Annotated in this window: 12 protein-coding genes and 3 pseudogenes; 7 read left to right on the plus strand and 8 right to left on the minus strand. The window is 52.6% G+C overall.

Annotated features, from left to right (window positions below; genetic code table 11):
- The 4 genes and pseudogenes from Q1A89_RS22930 to Q1A89_RS22945 form a co-directional block, all read right to left on the minus strand.
- Nucleotides 1-1,033 (minus strand): annotated as a pseudogene (locus tag Q1A89_RS22930) (hypothetical protein); the annotation flags it as partial.
- 548 nt (nt 1,034-1,581) lie between these two features.
- Nucleotides 1,582-2,895: an HlyD family type I secretion periplasmic adaptor subunit gene (locus tag Q1A89_RS22935; protein WP_299733997.1), complete on the minus strand. Its 1,314-nt coding sequence runs from the start codon at nt 2,893-2,895 to the stop codon at nt 1,582-1,584.
- Nucleotides 2,895-4,625 carry a type I secretion system permease/ATPase gene (locus Q1A89_RS22940; RefSeq protein WP_299733999.1) on the minus strand — a complete coding sequence of 577 codons (1,731 nt, stop codon included), beginning with the start codon at nt 4,623-4,625 and terminating at the stop codon, nt 2,895-2,897. Before Q1A89_RS22940 ends, Q1A89_RS22935 begins: the two co-directional genes overlap by 1 nt.
- 952 nt (nt 4,626-5,577) lie before the next feature.
- Nucleotides 5,578-6,936: a bifunctional diguanylate cyclase/phosphodiesterase gene (locus tag Q1A89_RS22945; RefSeq protein WP_299734002.1), complete on the minus strand. Its 1,359-nt coding sequence runs from the start codon at nt 6,934-6,936 to the stop codon at nt 5,578-5,580.
- A 145-nt stretch (nt 6,937-7,081) separates the two neighbouring features.
- On the opposite strand from Q1A89_RS22945, the gene Q1A89_RS22950 reads away from it, so the two are divergent.
- The 3 genes from Q1A89_RS22950 (at nt 7,082) to Q1A89_RS22960 (ending at nt 8,474) form a co-directional block, all read left to right on the plus strand.
- Entirely contained in the window at nt 7,082-7,510 is a 429-nt protein-coding gene (locus Q1A89_RS22950) for a hypothetical protein (RefSeq protein ID WP_299734004.1), read from the plus strand.
- A 511-nt stretch (nt 7,511-8,021) separates the two neighbouring features.
- Nucleotides 8,022-8,177, plus strand: a complete 156-nt coding sequence (locus Q1A89_RS22955) for a hypothetical protein (RefSeq protein ID WP_299734006.1) — start codon at nt 8,022-8,024, stop codon at nt 8,175-8,177.
- Between the two features lie 87 nt (nt 8,178-8,264).
- Complete coding sequence (locus Q1A89_RS22960; protein ID WP_299734008.1) at nt 8,265-8,474, plus strand: hypothetical protein; 210 nt, start codon at nt 8,265-8,267, stop codon at nt 8,472-8,474.
- Nucleotides 8,475-8,751: 277 nt separating this feature from the next.
- On the opposite strand, the gene Q1A89_RS22965 is transcribed toward Q1A89_RS22960, so the two are convergent.
- On the minus strand, nt 8,752-9,993 hold the full coding sequence (locus Q1A89_RS22965) for an NADH:flavin oxidoreductase/NADH oxidase family protein (RefSeq protein ID WP_299734010.1): 1,242 nt from the start codon (nt 9,991-9,993) through the stop codon (nt 8,752-8,754).
- Nucleotides 9,994-10,252: 259 nt separating this feature from the next.
- Between Q1A89_RS22965 and Q1A89_RS22970 the strand changes: the two are divergent.
- The 4 genes and pseudogenes from Q1A89_RS22970 to Q1A89_RS22985 all read left to right on the plus strand — a co-directional run.
- Nucleotides 10,253-10,712: pseudogene (locus Q1A89_RS22970) on the plus strand (IS3 family transposase); the annotation flags it as partial.
- A 243-nt stretch (nt 10,713-10,955) separates the two neighbouring features.
- Nucleotides 10,956-11,078 carry a hypothetical protein gene (locus tag Q1A89_RS22975; protein WP_299734012.1) on the plus strand — a complete coding sequence of 41 codons (123 nt, stop codon included), beginning with the start codon at nt 10,956-10,958 and terminating at the stop codon, nt 11,076-11,078.
- A 317-nt stretch (nt 11,079-11,395) separates the two neighbouring features.
- Nucleotides 11,396-13,834, plus strand: coding sequence for a calcium-binding protein (locus Q1A89_RS22980; protein ID WP_299734014.1), 2,439 nt, complete (start codon nt 11,396-11,398; stop codon nt 13,832-13,834).
- 123 nt (nt 13,835-13,957) lie between these two features.
- A pseudogene (locus Q1A89_RS22985) lies at nt 13,958-14,848 on the plus strand (IS3 family transposase); the annotation flags it as partial.
- 1,048 nt (nt 14,849-15,896) lie between these two features.
- On the opposite strand, the gene Q1A89_RS22990 reads toward Q1A89_RS22985, so the two are convergent.
- The 3 genes from Q1A89_RS22990 to Q1A89_RS23000 form a co-directional block, all read right to left on the minus strand.
- Nucleotides 15,897-16,319, minus strand: a complete 423-nt coding sequence (locus tag Q1A89_RS22990; protein WP_299734016.1) for a hypothetical protein — start codon at nt 16,317-16,319, stop codon at nt 15,897-15,899.
- 163 nt (nt 16,320-16,482) lie between these two features.
- Complete coding sequence (locus Q1A89_RS22995; RefSeq protein WP_299734018.1) at nt 16,483-16,863, minus strand: hypothetical protein; 381 nt, start codon at nt 16,861-16,863, stop codon at nt 16,483-16,485.
- 35 nt (nt 16,864-16,898) lie between these two features.
- A complete protein-coding gene (locus Q1A89_RS23000) occupies nt 16,899-18,386 on the minus strand; it encodes an IS66 family transposase (protein WP_299734020.1) in 1,488 nt (495 codons plus the stop codon).
- Between the last annotated feature and the right edge of the window lie 16 nt (nt 18,387-18,402).

The raw sequence follows: 18,402 nt of genomic DNA on the forward strand, positions 1-18,402 counted from the left end.
CATCAGGCTTGAGCGCCATTTCTTCGTCCGCACCATATGTATCATTGGTAATCAGCCAGTCCTGGGTGATGTCGCTTGAGGCCAACCCTTCCAGCTGTGCGATATCGGCCCGGCTCAGCGCGTCTTCGCTGTTGGAGATATAGATCTTGCGGTGATTATTCCCTGTTTCGATGATGAGGTCGTTGTTCTCGTCCGTTTCCAGCAGATAGTGATTGCCCTGCCCCCAGCCTGCGTCCTGCGTACCGGCCTGCACATTCAGCGTGCTTTCCAGCGTTTCAACGCGGCCATCGGCATGGGTGATTTCATATTGAAAGCTGATGTCGTCCGTCTGGGTGGTGCCCGTGAGAACAAGGGCCAGCGTGTTGTCCGGATTGACCGTGACATTGCCATATTCGGGGCCTTCGATGATCCGCACGGACTGCGCGGTCTCGTGATCTTCGGGCGCAAGATGTGCGACACGGCCGGCCGTGACAGTCACGGGACCGTTGCCCAGATCAGCGGGCTCTATGCCGGTGGCCGGGGGATCAACCGGCCCGTGTACAGGCGGATCCTCGGGTTCCGGGGCATCTGTCGGTTCGGGCACCGGGGCATCTGTCGGTTCGGGCACCGGGGCATCTGTCGGTTCGGGCACCGGGGCATCTGTCGGCTCGGGCACCGGGGCATCTGTCGGCTCGGGCACCGGAGCATCTGTCGGTTCGGGCACCGGGGCATCTGTCGGCTCGGGCACCGGAGCGTCTGTCGGTTCGGGCACCGGAGCATCTGTCGGTTCGGGCACCGGGGCATCTGTCGGTTCGGGAGCCGGGGCATCTGTCGGTTCGGGAGCCGGTGCATCTGTCGGTTCGGGCGCCGGGGCATCTGTCGGTTCGGGCGCCGGGGCATCTGTCGGTTCGGGCGCCGGGGCATCTGTCGGCTCGGGCACCGGGGCATCTGTCAGTGCCGTATTGTGTGCAAACGAAACTCTTACGTTAGAGTAACGATCATCCTGCAAAGCGACATCTCCAAACAACGCCGCCATCCGACTCAATTGGCTCATGTGAGGTCCTTTTCAAACACATTAGAAATTCGTTTTCACGAGTACTTTTTGTTGCCACACCAAATGGCGACATTTCAAAATAACTCGATTCATTCCTGTATTATTGATTTAGGTTAAATAATCGTGATACTTTATCGATCGGATATCCTGCGTCTTTATGTTAAATTCGAAATATTTTATTGGGACTATCAGCAATCCTCTTTCTCAAGTTTGATCGAGCCCATGGATCGGAAATGGATGAAAATGAGATAGAACGTTGCGAAAAAAGACTCGTCGCAAGTCGCGCCAGATAGAAGTAACTGTAGAGCGTACGCGAAGCTTGAATCTTGATAGTGCATCGTGGCATCCACTAAAGCGCAGTTGGGTTTTGCTGCTTGTTGGATTGCAAGTCGTCCGCCTAAGAAAGCATCACGCAATAGATCTGAGACCAATGAAACATTAGAATCAAACCGGATCACCCGATGGCGGGAACGTGAGATACTTGATGGGCATCAAATTTTCACAACAGTCGAGCAAGTAAAATTCATTGCGACGGCTAAATTCGGCGCTCAAACCTCGCGAAACGCTCTTACAAAATAGTCCGTCAACGGCTTGACCAGATAGTTCAACGGTGAGCGGTCCGCAGTCTTGATAAAGGCCTCGACTGGCATCCCCGGCAATAGCGTTTGATCCCCAAGCTTATGCATCTCGCCCTCCGCCGGAATCAATTCCACCTGATAATATGATATCCCAGTCGCCTGATCGGTAAACACATCCGCCGACAGCTTGGTCACACGACCAAACACCTCCGGCGTCATGCGCTGATCAAAGGCTGCAAAGCGCAGTGAGGCCAACTGCCCCACATGAACCTGATCGATGTGTATGGGATCGATCCGGGCAGACACCACCATCGGCTGATCCTGCGGGATAATATACATGATTGGCTCGGCGGGTGAGACGACGGATTGCAATGCGAACACCCGGGAATCGTATACAACGCCGGCAACCGGTGCGCGCAATTCTGTGCGGGATAGGGTTTCAATGGTGCTCAGGCGGCGCTGGACCAGTTCAACTTCCTGGAATTGCAGGTCGCGCAAAGTGGAAATGGCCTCTTCTCTCAGCCGCGTGGTCAATGCAATCCGTTCAATGTTCAACGCAGCGATCTGTCCGCGCAACTGTGCTGCGTTCGCTGTAAGACTGCCAATCTCTCCCAACAGCCGTGCTTGCTCGCGTTGCAGCGCAGAAACACGAGATGCAGGTGTCAGACCTTTTTCAAACAGACTTTGCGTATCGGCTAGCTCGGATTCGATGAGTTCACTTTGCGTCGCCAGTGCTTGGAGTTGCGCATTGGTCCCGTCGATCTGGTTTTCTGCCTGTGCAATTTGTTCGGCGATCAATTCTGCGCTCTGCTTCAGGCTGTCCGCACGTGCCTCAAAAAGGCGTTGCTGACCGTCGATCAGGGCTTGGACATCCGGGTTGGTGATTGCCTCGGCAAGAAGCGCATCCGGTGGGGGCAAAGCGCTCAGACCGTCCCGCTCCGCTTGAAGGCGTATTTTGCGCGCCAGAAGCTCAAACAACTGCCCCTCAATGATCGCCAATTCGGAGCGCAACTGTTTGTCGTCAAACCGCAGGACCACATCACCGGCAGAAACAGAATCTCCATCCTTCACGAACAACTCTCCGACAACGCCACCCCGAGGATGTTGCAGGATCTGCCGGTTCGTCTCCACCTGGATCATGCCGGAGGCAATAACAGCACCTGCAATGCGCGATTGCACGCTCCAGACGCCTAGAAACCCGACAAGCACAGCCAAGGCCAGTCCACCAACGAGAAGTGGCCCAGTCGCTTTCCATTGCCGTTTCTCACTTGAGGCTCCAACCATCAGTTTGCCGCCTTTGCTATGGTTCGTTTGATGTCGCGCACGTTACTGACCGTGGATTTCAGGACCTCATCGCGAGGTCCGTCGGCCTTGATCCGTCCATCTTCGATCACCAAAAGACGGTCACATTCGGAAATGGCTGAAGGGCGGTGGGTCAGGATCACAACCGACCGGTTTGTTGCTTTGAACTCCCGCACGGCAAGGTTCAAAGCAATTGAGCCATCGTTGTCGAGGGCAGAGTTTGGTTCGTCCAAGACCAAAAGCACAGGATCACCATAGAGCGCCCGCGCCAGTGCAATCCGTTGTTTCTGACCGCCTGAGAGTTGGCTGTCCTCGCTGAGAATCTGCGTTTTGTACCCATCCGGCAGCGACAGGATCATCTCATGTGCGTTGGCCCGTTTTGCCGCTTCGACGATCTTTGTGTCATCCGGGGTGGTTGTCATGCGCGCAATGTTTTCCGCAATCGTGCCCGAGAACAGCACCACATTCTGCGGCAGATATCCGATGTAAGCCCCCATGGCGTCTGACCCGTATTGATCAAGAGTGGCGCCGCCAAAGCGGACTTCACCGGCAACAACGCGGGTTAACCCAAGTATCGATTTAGCCAAGGTCGATTTGCCCGACCCGCTTTTCCCGATAACGCCCAGCACCTCCCCATCACCGAGGTAGAAACTAACAGATGACAGAACCGGTGCCTTGGCGCCTTGTGGCATCACACTCACGCTTTGGAACATCACATTGGCAGCAGGCGGGGGTAACGCATGTGTCTGCGGCGCAGGTGGTGTCGTCTGCAGCAACACAGCCAGTGTTGTCCAAGCCGCACGGGCACGCTGGACAGTCGGCCACTGCCCGATCGTTTGTTCAATTGGGGCAAGGGCACGGCCCAGCAGGATAGAGCCTGCAATCATCGCGCCCGCCGTCATCTCGCCCTGTAGCACCAGGTAAGCACCCACAGCCAGCATCGCAGACTGCAAGAACAGGCGGAACGATTTGGTCATGGCAGAAAACACGCCGGTCCAGTCGCTGGCGCGGATTGTCTCGTCCAATGCTTTGTCACGCATTACATGCCACCGGGCGGATACAGCTGCCCCCATGCCTTGTGAGCGAACCACCTCGACGGACCGACGCGCCTGTTCTGCAAAGGCATTGGCCTGCCCGGACGCATTTTGCGCTTCCAGGGTTTTGCGCCGCGTCAGAAAGGCGTTGAGCAAAGTGATAACAATCAACGCTGCACCGCCAAAGACCGCCAACCATCCCAACATCGGGTGAAAGATGAAAATCGCTGCAATGAAGAATGGCGTCCAGGGCACATCAAAAAGCGCCAACATGACGGGCGATGTAAACAGGCCCTGAACCATTTCCAGATCGCGCAAGCCGCTGGCTGGCGCCCCGCGTTCTTTTGGCAACAAGGCGCGCTGCAGCACCGCATCAAACACCCGATCATCCAGCGACGATTGAAACCGAGCCCCGAACCGCGCCAACACCCGGCCCCGCGCATAGTCCAGAAAACCCATCAATCCGTAGAGTCCGGCAACCAGGATAGACAGGGCGACCAAAGTTTCTTCGGAGCCCGAGCCTAGGACACGGTCATAGACCTGCAGCATAAACAGAGGTCCGGTCAGCATCAGAAGATTCACGAAAACGCTAAAGAGGAAAACAGACCATAAAAGCCAGGTGCTCTGCGCCCGCGCCGCACGCAATTCCGGCAGGCCAATGGGTTGATTCTTGGGCATTCTTAGGCATTCCTGACACACATTAAACGGGCTGCGGCAAGTCCCCTACTTTTTTAGAAGTAAGCGACTTAAATATGGTGCTATGGCACTAAGATTTTGTGAAGAACCGACGATTAAAAGAAATGTAGAACACGAAAACCCATGCCGATGACAGTGGAGCTTGGATCATAAAGTATTGCACCCAAAAGCGCTTTGAATCTGCATATGTCTGCGTGCCGCAATAAAATGGTCTATATTCGCGATCTAAAGGACGGCCGTCAATCAAAGCTTGGTCCGAAACGGTGTGACGTTGCCCGTCTTGGCGTAGCTAGTCTGCAGCGGTTCGCAGCTGATCTGTTCTGCGCATGAAGCGTGTGGCATTGTGTCCAATCTCGCCGCCGCAACAGCTTTCCTCATCGCAGAAGCCAGATGTGTCATCTCATGCAACTGCGCAAAAGTCTCCAGTTCGAGGCAGGCTTCAACGACCAAGTCATGCTCTTGCATATTTGATTCCCTCAGTTACCACTCCGCTCATTCTCAGTAGAAAAGGTTGCGCGAGCGTTAACCAAGGATTGGGCAATCAAGGGCGCCGTGTCAGTGTATGTATCCATCATGTTCTGATGGCATCCACGATGGTCCAATCCGATGTTCTATGCGCAAAAGCCTCAAGACATCGAGCAACGCCAGATGCGTTTGAACGAGTCCGGAGTTCTTTGCCGCTTCCACAGCAATCAACACGCGTATTTCAAAATCGTTTATTGAATTCATCTTACTTTCCCCACTAAAGTTCAGGGAAAGGTTGGGTTGTAGCGGTTAATGGATGGTTAATGCGAAGCAGGATTGCCCCGGGTAAGCAAGAAGTGGCCAATCTACGGCGTGTTTAGTCGCAAGAAAGTTGATGCACCAGACCGTCCGTCACCAGAATTTTTTTGAGCGGGTGTTAAATAAATCTGAAAATAGGTCAGTGGCTAACCTACGGGAAGCAAACTTGTCTTTGTCCTACGATACTTTCTTCGTCTCGATGAACCAACTGCTCAAATTCCGGCGCAGGTACAGGCTTGCAAAAGTAGAATCCCTGTCCAAACAAGATTCCACATCCTCTCACCATAGCTGCTTCATTCAAAGTCTCAACGCCTTCAGCAATGACTTGGAACCCAAGCTTGTCAGAAACCGTCTTGATTGCTCGAATGAAAACTCTGCTGGTATCTCTGTCTTGACAAGACGCGATTAGTGATCTGTCGATTTTCAGAAAATCGCCAGGGAAACTATCCACGCTACCCATAGACGCATGCCCCGTGCCGAAGTCATCAATCCCGATCATAACGCCATGTTTGCGCAATGAAGCAATATTGTTCCCGACCTCGGCGTTCATATCCAGGAATTCAGACTCCGTGATCTCGATACGCAAGCGGCGTGGGCAAAAACCCTGCTCACGCAGGATTTCCAATACTAAATCTGAGAAATTCGTCTGGTAAAAGTCTGCAGACGAAAAATTGACACAGACGAACGTGTCCGCTGGCCAACATTTGGCGACTCCGCAAGCGCGGCGCAGAACATACTCTCCAACGGCAGGCAGGGCCCCACTTTTAGACGCGATCTCTATGATTTTGTCCGCCTTCACTGATCCGTACTGATCATGATGCCAACGTATGAGAGCTTCCGCACCAATGATACGTTTGTCCTCCAGGCGAAAAATCGGCTGGAAATAGCAATCTAGATCGCCGGCGCGAAGTGCATCTGAGAACTCCAACGACAAAGTGTTTATGATTGCGATATCCCTGCAATCTTCTTCGCTGTAAAACTTCAATTGGTTTTTGCCGTTGGACTTAGCCCAATACATGGCCGTGTCAGCACGTTTTTCGTGTAGGTCAAATTCCACAGATCCGGGCTCAATGAAGGACGCACCGACGCTGCAACTCAGCATGACCGTATGCCCAGCAACTTTACAGCAGCCCTGCAATTGGGAAAATAAGAATTCGGCGATCCTCTGAGCATCCATCATGTGTTGGCAGGGTACAATGGCAATGAACTCGTCACCACCCTTTCGACCCACTATCGCGTTGCGTGGCAGTGCCCGGCGCAATTCCGAAGCAATGGCAAGGATCAAACCATCCCCGACAGAATGACCCAACAGATCGTTTGTACGTTTGAGGTTGTCGGCATCAATGAACAGAAAGAGTGCGGGTCCCTTTAACTCATTGGCGAATTGCTGCTTGAGACACTCGTCTGTGAAGCCCCGATATCGAGCCAAGCCGGTAAGTCCGTCTTCGCTTGACCGAGACACGATGGTATCGTTCTCGATGACTTTATAAATTTTATCAGTGGCTTGCATGATCAGGTTCTCTGCATCTCTCTGCTGTAGTCTGCGCAGAGTGGGTTCAACCGCGTTATGGGCAGACCAGAGCTTGATCGTGTTTGTTTAAAATTCGATTAAACTCGTCACGTATTTTGACGCGCCTTCTCAGAAGTGACCGATCTTGTCTGACGACAGCTTGTTTGGTGGTTGGAGAGATGACTTTCTCAGTGGCGTCGAGGATGATCCAGAAACCGAAAACCTAGAAGATTCAGATGGGTCTGATTTCCTAAGCGGCGGCGGCGATGATGATGTCGTTGTATCCGGTGACGGCGCAGACACGATTGTCGGCGGCAGTTGGATCTCCGATGGCCATGCGATAGATATCATTGATTTCGACGTCGAGTACGACAGCATTTTGCTTGTCTACGCGGACGGCTCCGACATACCCGACATTACTCTCGAGGCCAATCCAACCAATCCAGCGGAGATGCAGGTGTTCATGGGCGGCATTGTCGTGGCCAATGTGCTCGATGGGTCAGAGATCACCATTGAAGATATACCGATCATGCCACTCAGCCTCGCTCAATTCGTTGGCATGGCTTCGCGTTGACGGACCGACCCTCGGTTGGGGTGTCTTGAAATTTGGGGGTTCTCATCGCGGTGTGTATAAAAGCATTAATGGCCTGACACAGTTGAACTTTGATTGCTTTTTGCCTGTCTAGAAGATGTTTCAAGCTCGTGGGCTGGCGTCTCAATTTTGTGACCTCAACTCCACCCTTTCAGGCTATCATACCAATGTGCGTCGCATCTCTTTTGAGGTTTCAATGGATAAACTTGAGCACACAAGGCAGCAATGCTGCTTTTCTGGGCCCACCGATATCATTATAGTGCCGTAGTTTTCGCCAAGTGCGGCGCCGATATTCCCGAGCAAGTCGACATAGAAGAAAGGGAAATACCTTTCCTCATGATCAAACCGGGAGAACTCTATGTCACCACGCCAAGACGCATAGTCATCAACCTTCAGCGGGCGGATTTTTGCCAATAATTGTCAAATGGTTAACTGTTAACTCTTCATTAACTGCAAGGACGTCACAGCTGGATCGCATAAAGGGGGATCCGCCATGGAAAGTGAATTGAGAAACCAGACCTTGGTCGCTGCAGCTGCTGCTAAGCAGCAAGGCTTCGAAAACACATACCGCGCTCTGATCGAGATAGTGCGGGAATTGGAGAACTCTAAAGTTGCCGTGGCGTCACGCTGTGAAAGCGTCTCAGCCTGAGTGAGTTTGTCCAAAAATGCATCTCGCGTTAAGCTATAGTTAACTTTTTTTGTTATCTCTAGGGTTGTATCCAGCAGAGGTAGCAAGATGGATGGCGTGACAGCAATTTTTAGCAGTTTGACTGAACTTCGCCGCTTTGCAGAAACAGGCAACAAAGACGATTTGCTTGGTCAAGTACAAAGAGCAGAAACTATAGCGTTGGCTGAAATATGTGAAGGCTATTGCGAAAGCAAAAGCGACGACTACTACGCTGTAATGATGCAAATTTTCCCGGATGTCTATCGAAGTAACGCATGATTGGCACATGGCGGCGCGCCAGTGTTAGCCTTCCATCAGCAGTGTTCTACCGTCAACATGACCTTGCCGAAAATTCGGTGAGCACAAAGCTGGAAACGGTAAGTGTGGCAAACTAACGTTCCCCCAAATTTACAAGATAAAGTGACAGGCTCGCTCATCGTCACTTTGGGCGCAACAAAAGGTGTTCTTCAACTGACGGCAGCAATGCGTTTCATATTCTGATGTTGCGTTTCCTAACTATAACGGCGGACCGCTTCAGTGGGGGAGGATCAGGTGTCTAACTCCCAAAGTGTTCAGTCCATGTCGCGCGGCGCTGATCGTCCCGTGCTTCGTAAGCTTTGATGGTTGCAGGAAGATCAGCCGGCGTTAGTTCAATCTCTCGGTTGGCAATCTGCGTAATTTGCATCGTGTACCAAGCCGTAACGCCACCTTCAGGAGGGTTGTCGAAGCGTGGAAACAGTGGATTTTCTTCACAACCCATCTCCCATTTCTTGGGCAGATCCGGATCAATGACAAGAGCCCGAGCCAGACCAACAAGATCAGCTTTACCTTCCGAGACAGCCATCTCGGCCTGCTGAAACGTCTTAAAACCTCCAGTGACCATGACAGGTATTTTCGTTTTGGTTTTGGCCCGTCCGGCAAAATCCAGAAAGTAAGGACCAGCCCCGTCGCGATCCGGTGAGGAGGGAGCGCTCGGAAAATAGGTTCCGCCACTTATGTCGATCAAATCAATATCTGTACTGTCCAGCGCGGCGATCACCGCAAGCGCGTCTTCTTGTTGAAAACCACCCTCGAGCTGATCCGAAGCATTGAGTTTAATCCCCATGGGGAAATGCCGGCCTACGGCACTGCGAACAGCCTTCACAGTCTCCAATACAAGGCGCAATCTTTTCTCGACACTGCCGCCATATTCATCCGTTCGCTTGTTGAACAACGGCGAAAGAAACTGGCTCAGCAGAAAACCATGCGCCGCATGAATTTCAACACCCGCAAACCCAAACTCCTTCGCGAGAACTGCAGTACGGGCAAACTCGTTTGGCAATTTCTCAATCTCGGCCAGTGTTAACGCGCCACATGTTAAACCTGGAAAGTCAAGTGCGCTCGGCCCTTTCGGATTGCTAATGGATGCATCCGCCATTGCACCAGCATGCCCAAGTTGCAGCCAAAGTTGCGCATTATTGTTCGAACCACTGTCGGCCAAAGCCATGAATCTTTCGGAGTCCGAGTGAGTATTGAGCACTAGATTGCCAGGTTTCTCTGCGTAGTCGGGCGTGCCCTGGACCTCGCCAATAATGGACAACGCCAAACCGCCATCCGCCCATCGTTCATAAAGACGAATTTGAGCATCGGTCGGAGCCCCACGGCCATCACCAAGCGAGTCTGACATCGCCGATTTTACGATGCGGTTCTTGAGCACAACGCCGCACGACAGATGCAAGGGCTGACTAAGCACGTTGGTGTTAGAAACGTTCATATCAACCACACCCTTACAATTCGGCATTTTTGTACGTGCCGACATTCGTATTCGACGCAGCATTTGTCAAAGCTAGCGAAAACCCAACCTCGTTCTCAGGGAAGCATCCGATCGGTACGTCGAGCCCAACCGACCAATGAAGGCTCTTAGCTGCCCTCTATGCTAGTCACCATCTCACGAAGTAGCATTTTCAGGAACAGATTATTGTACCACCGACTTGGTCCGTATTTCTGCTCCTAAACCGAAAATCTGCACTTGGCGGCTCACAGCGCTCAATTGGTGGAGATAAATCCATGCCTCTCAGCCGGACCAGGTCTGGGTGACTGACATTACCTACATCAAGACCCTTGAGGACTGGCCGTGCCTATGTGTCGTCATCGATCTGTTCTCACGCCATGTGGTCGGATGGTCCGCCCAGTCCCGGATGACCACCAAATTGCACCCTGCAAGCCTCGTTGATGGCCGTGTGGCGGCGAAAGCCAGAGGGAAAGATCATAGTGCATTCCGATCACGGTTCCTAGTTCACCAGCCGGGAGTGGCAGACGTTTCTGCGTAAGCACAACTTCGAACCCAGCATGAGCCGCGGTGGCAATTGTCACGACAACGCCGTCGCAGAAAGCTTCTTCCAAGTTCTTTAGCGTGAACGGATCAGGCGGCGCGCTTACCCGACGTGTGACGTGTTCGAATAAATCGAGCTGTTCTACAACCCAAAACGCGAGCACACGAACAACGGCATGCTGTCGCCCGTTGACTATGAAAACAGACAGCGCAAACTGAAGCAGGCAGGTGTCCAGAAAACTTGCGGCACCTCAGGCATCCGCGCCCGCGACAACCGCCTGTCCGTCAGCCTGCGCCGCGACCTCTCTGCGCGCCGCTAGAGGCACATGGGCGCAATTTGCTTGCAGCCCTCGGGGTGGTCCGCCACTCATGACCTATGACACCCCCTGCCCCATCTGATGCCCCTCGGCAGGCCAACTCTCTGGCCCGGCGCCGTGACCGGTGTCCTGATGACCCTCACCTGCGGGCTGGAACTGGCTGCGGTTGCCGTGGATATGGGCCTGATCGGCTCGGTGCGCTGGCGTTCATTCATCCTGCAATACGGCGCCTGCTGGCCGGGCAGGCCCACCTGAGCGGCTACCTGACTGGGGGCCTAGGCAAATTGATGTAAAGGGACAGCAGAATGAAAAACATGAATAAAATCAATCCAAGATCATAGCCATTCAAACTGTCAAACCCTCGACACCACTATTAACAGAATGCAAAAAAAAATGGCACTTTGATTGACCAGAAAGTTGAATGTGGCAGCCTAGCGGCGACACTTGTGTGATACTGTGTTCTCCACATTTTTACGCCAATAAATATCCAAAATTCCATCTGTGAATAAAGTATCCAAAAGCTGGATGAACAGATAGCAGGTAAAACTCACAATGAATATGGGGCGCCTAGCATGAGAAATATTGAGTTAAGTGAATACGTCGATGCAGACCTAACGGTGTCTGGTCGACACTTTGGCGGAAACGCACTTTACACACGAAACACTGACGACGGCGTGCCCTCACCAGATTTTGTCGATGCCATTGAAAACCTGGACATCCAATACATACGATATCCAGCCGGTCAACCGGATGTAGCCTATGCCGACGGCGTCATCGTTGACGGGTACCTGCCAGATCACCTCGTAAATTTCTTAGAAAGTGCGCGTTCCAACAACTTCCAAGTATTGATCGTCACTCCAACACACGAATCCTATCCTGGCGCCGAAGACATTGGTGAATTTGCACGCCTTATTGCTCAGGACTTTGCGGATGTGGTTCATGCGTTTGAAGTTGGGAACGAGTATTGGAACCATCAGACTGAAACATCCTATGGGCAAGTTGCCAATGAGTCTGTGTTGGAAATCGCTGATGCACTAAATGACGTAGGAGTGGATCGTCCCATTTGGATACAAATGGGGGATGCAGGGGGTTGGGAAAGCGAATTCCACACCCGAAATGACGAGCGAGGTTGGCTTACTCGGACAATAGAGTCAAATAATACGATTATTGATCAAATTTCAGACAGTGCTTTTCGTGAAATTGACGGTGTAGTTGAACACTTCTATCTCAGAGGCGGCGAACAATACATTGATATTGAATTTCCCAATGATCAAATGATCGGCCTTGATTTCGCCATCTGGCAAAACTATTTGAATGAGGGGGCAACGCTCAACATTACAGAGTGGAATATTAGATCATCCAACCTTGATCAATTGGGTATGCGGGCAGCTTCTAGCCTTGTTGCACACTTTAGCCATATCATCGAACTGGGTGCAGACGAAGCGTACCTTTGGCCCCCCCATTTGAATACATCAAGCGACCTTGCTGGTTCTGGAGAAGTTCTTGTTGATTCTCAAACAGGAATCGTGATCAACAGCGTCGGTGGCGCAATATTCGATATGATGTCCACCAGCCTTCCTGGCCTTGAATACTTGCCTTCGGGAGCTCACGGCTCTAATTCAGAAGTACTTCATCATTTGTACGGAAGTGACGATCGAGTTGTCGTATACTTGTCTTCGCGATCAGAAGAAGTAGAGGCCGTAAGCTATAGTCTGGGAGGTTTCTTTGACGGGTTCGTTCTTACCTCTGCCCTACGTGTAGGGTATGATCATTCATCTTCTGACGGTCGCCACTACAACTACAGAACTCGCTCGTGGGACCAGAGTGAAGTCATTACAGTCCTTGGCGAAGACTATGTCATCAACGAGCATGATGTCCGAGCTTCAATTGATGTCTTGGACCACGGCAGCGCGCACTCCTTTGGCAGTTTTGTTTTCGAGCTGTTACCTTATCAGGTCGTGCAACTTGTTTACGAATTCCCAACTTACAATACTTTGCACGGCACTGTTGATGACGATGCCCTCTACGGAGGCGATACAGATGATTTAGTTTATCTTTACGAGGGCGATGACACCGTAACAGCTGGCAGTGGAGCCGATACAGTGTACGGGGGCCTTGGGGATGACTACATCAACTCTGGGTCCGATGGAGACCTCGTTGATGGAGGCGATGGCAACGATTCGCTGCGCGGCTGGGGAGGGGATGATACGCTTCTTGGCGGCGACGGCGATGATGATATCCAAGGATCATTTGGTCGGGATTCACTAGTCGGTGGATCTGGGAATGATTCCCTTTTTGGCGGCGACTGGCATGATACCTTAGCTGGTGGAGACGGCGATGACCTTCTATGGGGTGGAAACGGGAATGATCTCCTGATTGTCGGTCGAGGCCAAGATTCCATAAATGGGGGCAGTGGACGGGACACTCTAAGTTTTGGGAATGCCTCCGAGGGCGTCAACGTTTGGACCACTGAGCGAATTGTCGAAGTCGGGCTGGATCGCGTCGAATTTTCTCATATCGAAGCCATCGAAGGCACTGATTTTAGGGATCGATTCATGATAACGACGGATGGAATGCAGTTCTTTGGGCTTGATGGTGACGATCATTTTAACTTTTTCAGCGGCACACAGAACTCTGTGTATGCTGGTGATGGAGATGATACCCTGTTTATTTTTGGTGGTGTGGACAACATCATTTTTGGCGGAACTGGTGATGACCGCATTCTATCAAGGGGGGATGGGAACAATTTCTTTGGAGGCGAAGGTGATGATGAAATTCGTTTCTTTAACCAAGCCTCTGATACAATAAACTACCAAATAGGTGATGGAAATGATGTGATCAGTGGATTTGATGTCGGAGAAGACTTGATTCGCTTGGATCGTGGTTTGGAATTCCAGATGTCTATTCTCGTACAAGAAAATTCGACATTCATTAGGTTTGATGATGGAGGCTCAATTGAGATGGTTGGCGTGAGCGACTTCAATATCAATCGGGATCTAGAGTTTTTCTAGAACATACAGGGCTTCACGCTTGAAAACGTGACCTATGGTTTTCCCGGATTTCTCATGATTGTTCCTAGCTCGAAAAACAATGAAACCGAGTGATGGTAGTGAAGTTGGCCACAAATCACTTGGAAAAAACTTCTGTAGCCCGGCTCGAGGAGGAATGCTGTGGACTGGGCCATGAAGACCAAGGGCTACAATCAAAGACGCGCTTGTGCGTTGGCCGGGATCGATCCGCGTGTCTATCGACGGATGTCAAAACGTCCGACAGATGCTGCGTTACGCGCCAGAATGAAGGAATTGGGATCCGAAAGGCGACGCTTTGGCTACCGCCACTTACATATCCTGCTGAAGCGAGAGGGCTGGGAGGTGTACCGGAAGAATCTGTACCGGCTCTACCGCGAAGAAGGGTTAACCGTTCGTAAACGGGGCGGACGGAAGCGCGCAGTGGGCACTAGTACGCCCATGGCGACCCCGCAGGGGCCGAACCAGAAATGGTCGCGTCTTTATGCCCGACGCGCTGGAGGACGGTCGCCGCTTCCGCGTGTTGAACGTGATCGACGACTTCAGCCGGGAGTGCCTTGCCGCAGTGGTCGATACATCCATCGGTGGCGCACGTGTCGCTCGCGAACTGGATCGCATCGCCTAATTGCGCGGGTATCCCTGCCTTGTGGTCAGCGATAATGGAACCGAACTGACATCGAATGCGAAGCTGAAATGGCAGGAAGACCGCCAAGTCGGCTGGCACTACATCGTCCCAGGCAAACCCATGCAGAACGGTCTGGTCGAAAGCTTCAACGGTCGGATGCGCGAGGAGTGCCTCAACGACCACCTGTTCCGGTCTCTGCGCCACGCCGTCTTACATTGTCCTCGGACCAATGGCGGAAAAGGAACGATCATGATTGCCGTATGGCGCGCAGACTTAAGCACAACCGGCGTCACACCAGTCTCGATGGCCTGACGCCGCATGAATATGCTAACCGGTCAAAGGAAGATCAAAACCTGAAGACAGCTAACCCATAAACGCGGACTCCATGGAGAAAAGGTCACCACCAAAACTGGTCAACGGGAAGATCGCCAAACACCACAACGCCACTTTCACACTGCCGCCCATAGTGCTGACAAGTTCTATTAATAAAGGAAGCGCAACGCTGCCAAGAGTTGATAACCCACTATGGTTACTCCTAGAGCAACGAGAACCGAGCCACCCACTCTCTTCTTCCAACTCGGAGGGCGGTCGTAATTTGCAACAATGACTTGGCGGCTTTCAAAATACATTGGTCACCTCTCGCGCATAGCTTGAATTCGGGCTTTCAAACCCGGCATCAATCTTGGCCACGTAAGTTGTGGTACGATGCCTGCAATTCCCGCTGTGAGATAGTACACTGCTACCAGCTCACCAACTGACAGGTCCGTCAGAATGGCCGCAAAAAATGTGCATAGCGCGCCCACAACGCCCGCATAAACGAAAATCATGATATTTTCCAACTGTGCTGGGAAAGATGATGGATTCGACTAATTAACAATTGGTTACTAGACCGCGAATAGAAGGGCTTCCTCTCTCTTAAAGTTACACTTCGTGCAATCTGTGATTGCCGAAATGCTTTCTGCCCAAGCATATTCTGGCAAGGCTTTGGGCCCCAACCAAAATGGTCAGAGCCCGAGAGAGTTACTAGTGGCTTGATAAGTTTAGTGGGTGACTGCTGGCACCGTTTACAATCCTAGTCCGGAATGCATAACGGGCAGTTAAAGGCTAATACACATTTGACGAAATCGCATTTTGAGGTGTCACAGTTTTTGGACGCCGCAGCGGAATCAGTCACTATGCAAAAGGCAGCAGTTTGCGTATATATCGGTCACCTTGGCGCGGTTCAGACCTTCTTGTTGATGATCTTGCGTCCGGTAGCTGAGACGCAGAGAACTTGAAAAGCGTCCTTGGCCAAATCGAGGCCCACAGTCTTTACCGTCGTTGGGTGGTTCCTTTCCTGGCAGTCGATGACGACTGCATTTTGGCACAATCGATGCCGGAGGAGCCATCCACCTCATCGGCCAAAGGCTTACGCCGCTGGCATCAGCTGGCAATTTTGAGCTCGGAACACAATTCAAATAGAAGAGTTTGAGCATTAAGTATGACGTAGACAACACCTAACGGATCCCCGCTCTTTTCAGCTAGACCGTCATCTATCGCGCTCTCCATCATTAGCTTGGTTTTCTGAGCGATTGACGAGCTCTCAAACACGTCCCATTCGTCCAATTCTGCAAGCTGAGAAATCCATAGGGCTGCGCATTCTCTGGAGAGCCTGACGGGAAGGACTCCGGCTGCCAGCGCGTATTCAAGAATATCGTAGATAGTAGAGTAGCTCAGAGATGCAACAGGACGATGGGTGCAGTGGAGCGACCTCTGTAAAAGCTCTCTACTCCAAAGCAGATCAACTTGTTTCGGAGCGACCTCAAGAAAAGCCGCAATTTCGTCTCGACTAAGAGGAATATGCATTTTTGTCCACGACGGTTCCGATTAAGTGGCACCACCCTACGCGACGGGTCGTTTACATTTTGTGTAGAAGTTTCAAAGAGCCGAGCGCTGTGGCTGCTCAATGCCTGATCTCCCTGAGCTAAGAAGAATTCAAATAGGCTATGCCAGAAGCGTAAGCGTCCGGTCAGCCTGCTTGTCTGCGACGTCTTGAGCTATGCCAAGTCGCTACCGAGAAGATGGCGCATATAGCGACCAAAGTGGTGGTCGTCAGCACAGGTGCGGCGATGCAGCCCTCTGAGAGGGCGAAGTTGGTAACGTCATCGGCTTCAACCCAGGTGCTGATGTTTAGGGCGATGGTTGCAACCAGCAGCGTGACGACGAAGACTGTAAACCAGATTTTCCGCAGCAAGACAGCGGCGATGGCGAGCACCAAAACAATCAGGCCCAACGGTTCAATGAAGAACAAGGCCAAGTCGTCAAATTGGGTGACCGGGCCATCAGCAGGGTTCCAGGCGGGCCGGACCTTGTCACAGACTTCTGCCGCAGCTGGCGTGGATGCGGTCATTGCGACCGCAATCGTCCAACTGCGCTTCGGCAACATTAGTTCCAAGGCAGCAACTCCTGCACTTTCGTGATCTTGTAGTCGGGGATGCGGGCGATGGTGTCTGCGAGCCAAGTCTGGGGATCGACACCGTTTAGTTTTGCCGTCTCGATGAGCGTGTATGCCACAGCAGCGGCGCGACCACCGGCGGGCGATCCGACGAAGAGGTAGTTCTTGCGGCCCAAAGCGATGGCCAGCATGGCGCGTTCGGCTGTGTTGTTGTCCGGCTCCAGAGTGCCATGGGCCAAGTAAGGTCTGAGCCGCCGCATGCGCGTCAGCGCGTAGCGGATTGCCTGGGCAAGAGGAGACTTACCTGAGATGGTCGTGAGTTGCTTGCCCAGCCAATCCTGCAGGTCATCGAAGATGGGTTTGGCTTTGGCCTGCCGGATGGCGGCACGCTGATCCGGTGGCGAACCGCGCGCCTCTTTCTCAACGGCGTAGAGCTGCCTGATCCGCAGGATGGCTTCTTCTGAAATGCTTGAGCCCTGAGACCGATGCACGTCCACAAACTTGCGCCGGATATGGGCCATGCAGGCGACCTCTTTGATGCCGTGGTCGCGATAGAGCTCCTCATACCCGGCATATCCATCGGCGTGCAGCCAGCCCTTGTACTTGCTGAGGTGATCTTTGGGATGCGCCCCGCGCCGGTCTTCGGAGAACTGATACCAGGCAGCGGGTTGCACATCGCTGCCCCATGGCCGTTCATCTCGGGCATAAACCCAAAGACGACCGGTCTTGGTCTTGCCACTGCCGGGTGCGAGCATGTTGACCGGCGTGTCATCGGTGAAGATTGCTTTGCCCTTCATGACATGTTTGCTGATGGCGTCAGCCAGTGGGGCCAAAAGTGTCGTTGTCTTGCCAACCCAATCCGCCAGAGTGGAACGGTCAAGGTCGAGCCCGTCGCGCTCGAAGATTTGGCTCTGGCGATACAGTGGCAGATGGTCTGCGTATTTGCTGACAAACACATGCGCCAGCAAACCCGGCCCAGGGCGACCACGCTCAATTGGGCGCGATGGTAGAACTGCCTGCGTGAACTGTTCGCAGCGTTTGCAGGCAAAGCGCGGGCGGGTGATCTTGTTCACGACGAACCGCCCTAGCACGTATTCCAGTTCCTCGGTCACGTCCTCGCCGATCTGACGCAATGCTCCGCCACATGTGCAATGATCTTTGGGCGGCAACAGCTGAATGTTGTTGCGCGGGATATGATCCGGGATCGGACGGCGCTTCGGTTTGTCCTTGGGTTCGCCCGGCGGGAGCTTCATCTTGGCCGTCATTGCGGCCTCCGCCACTTCACTCGCCTCAAGCGCCAGCATGAGTTGTTTGGTCTGTTCTGACGTCGAGCCGTAACGCCAAGCCTTTTGCCCGGCGACTTGGTGGCGAAGCTTCTCGATGAGCATCGCCTGTGCTTTGATCTCGGCCAAAAGCTGGGTCGTGAACTCTTTGAGTTCTCCGTAGTCTTCCGGCAATGTCATCGCTTCGGCCATCATGGCGTGAGCTTACATC

The sequence above is a fragment of the uncultured Tateyamaria sp. genome, assembly GCF_947503045.1.
Lineage (GTDB): Bacteria > Pseudomonadota > Alphaproteobacteria > Rhodobacterales > Rhodobacteraceae > Tateyamaria.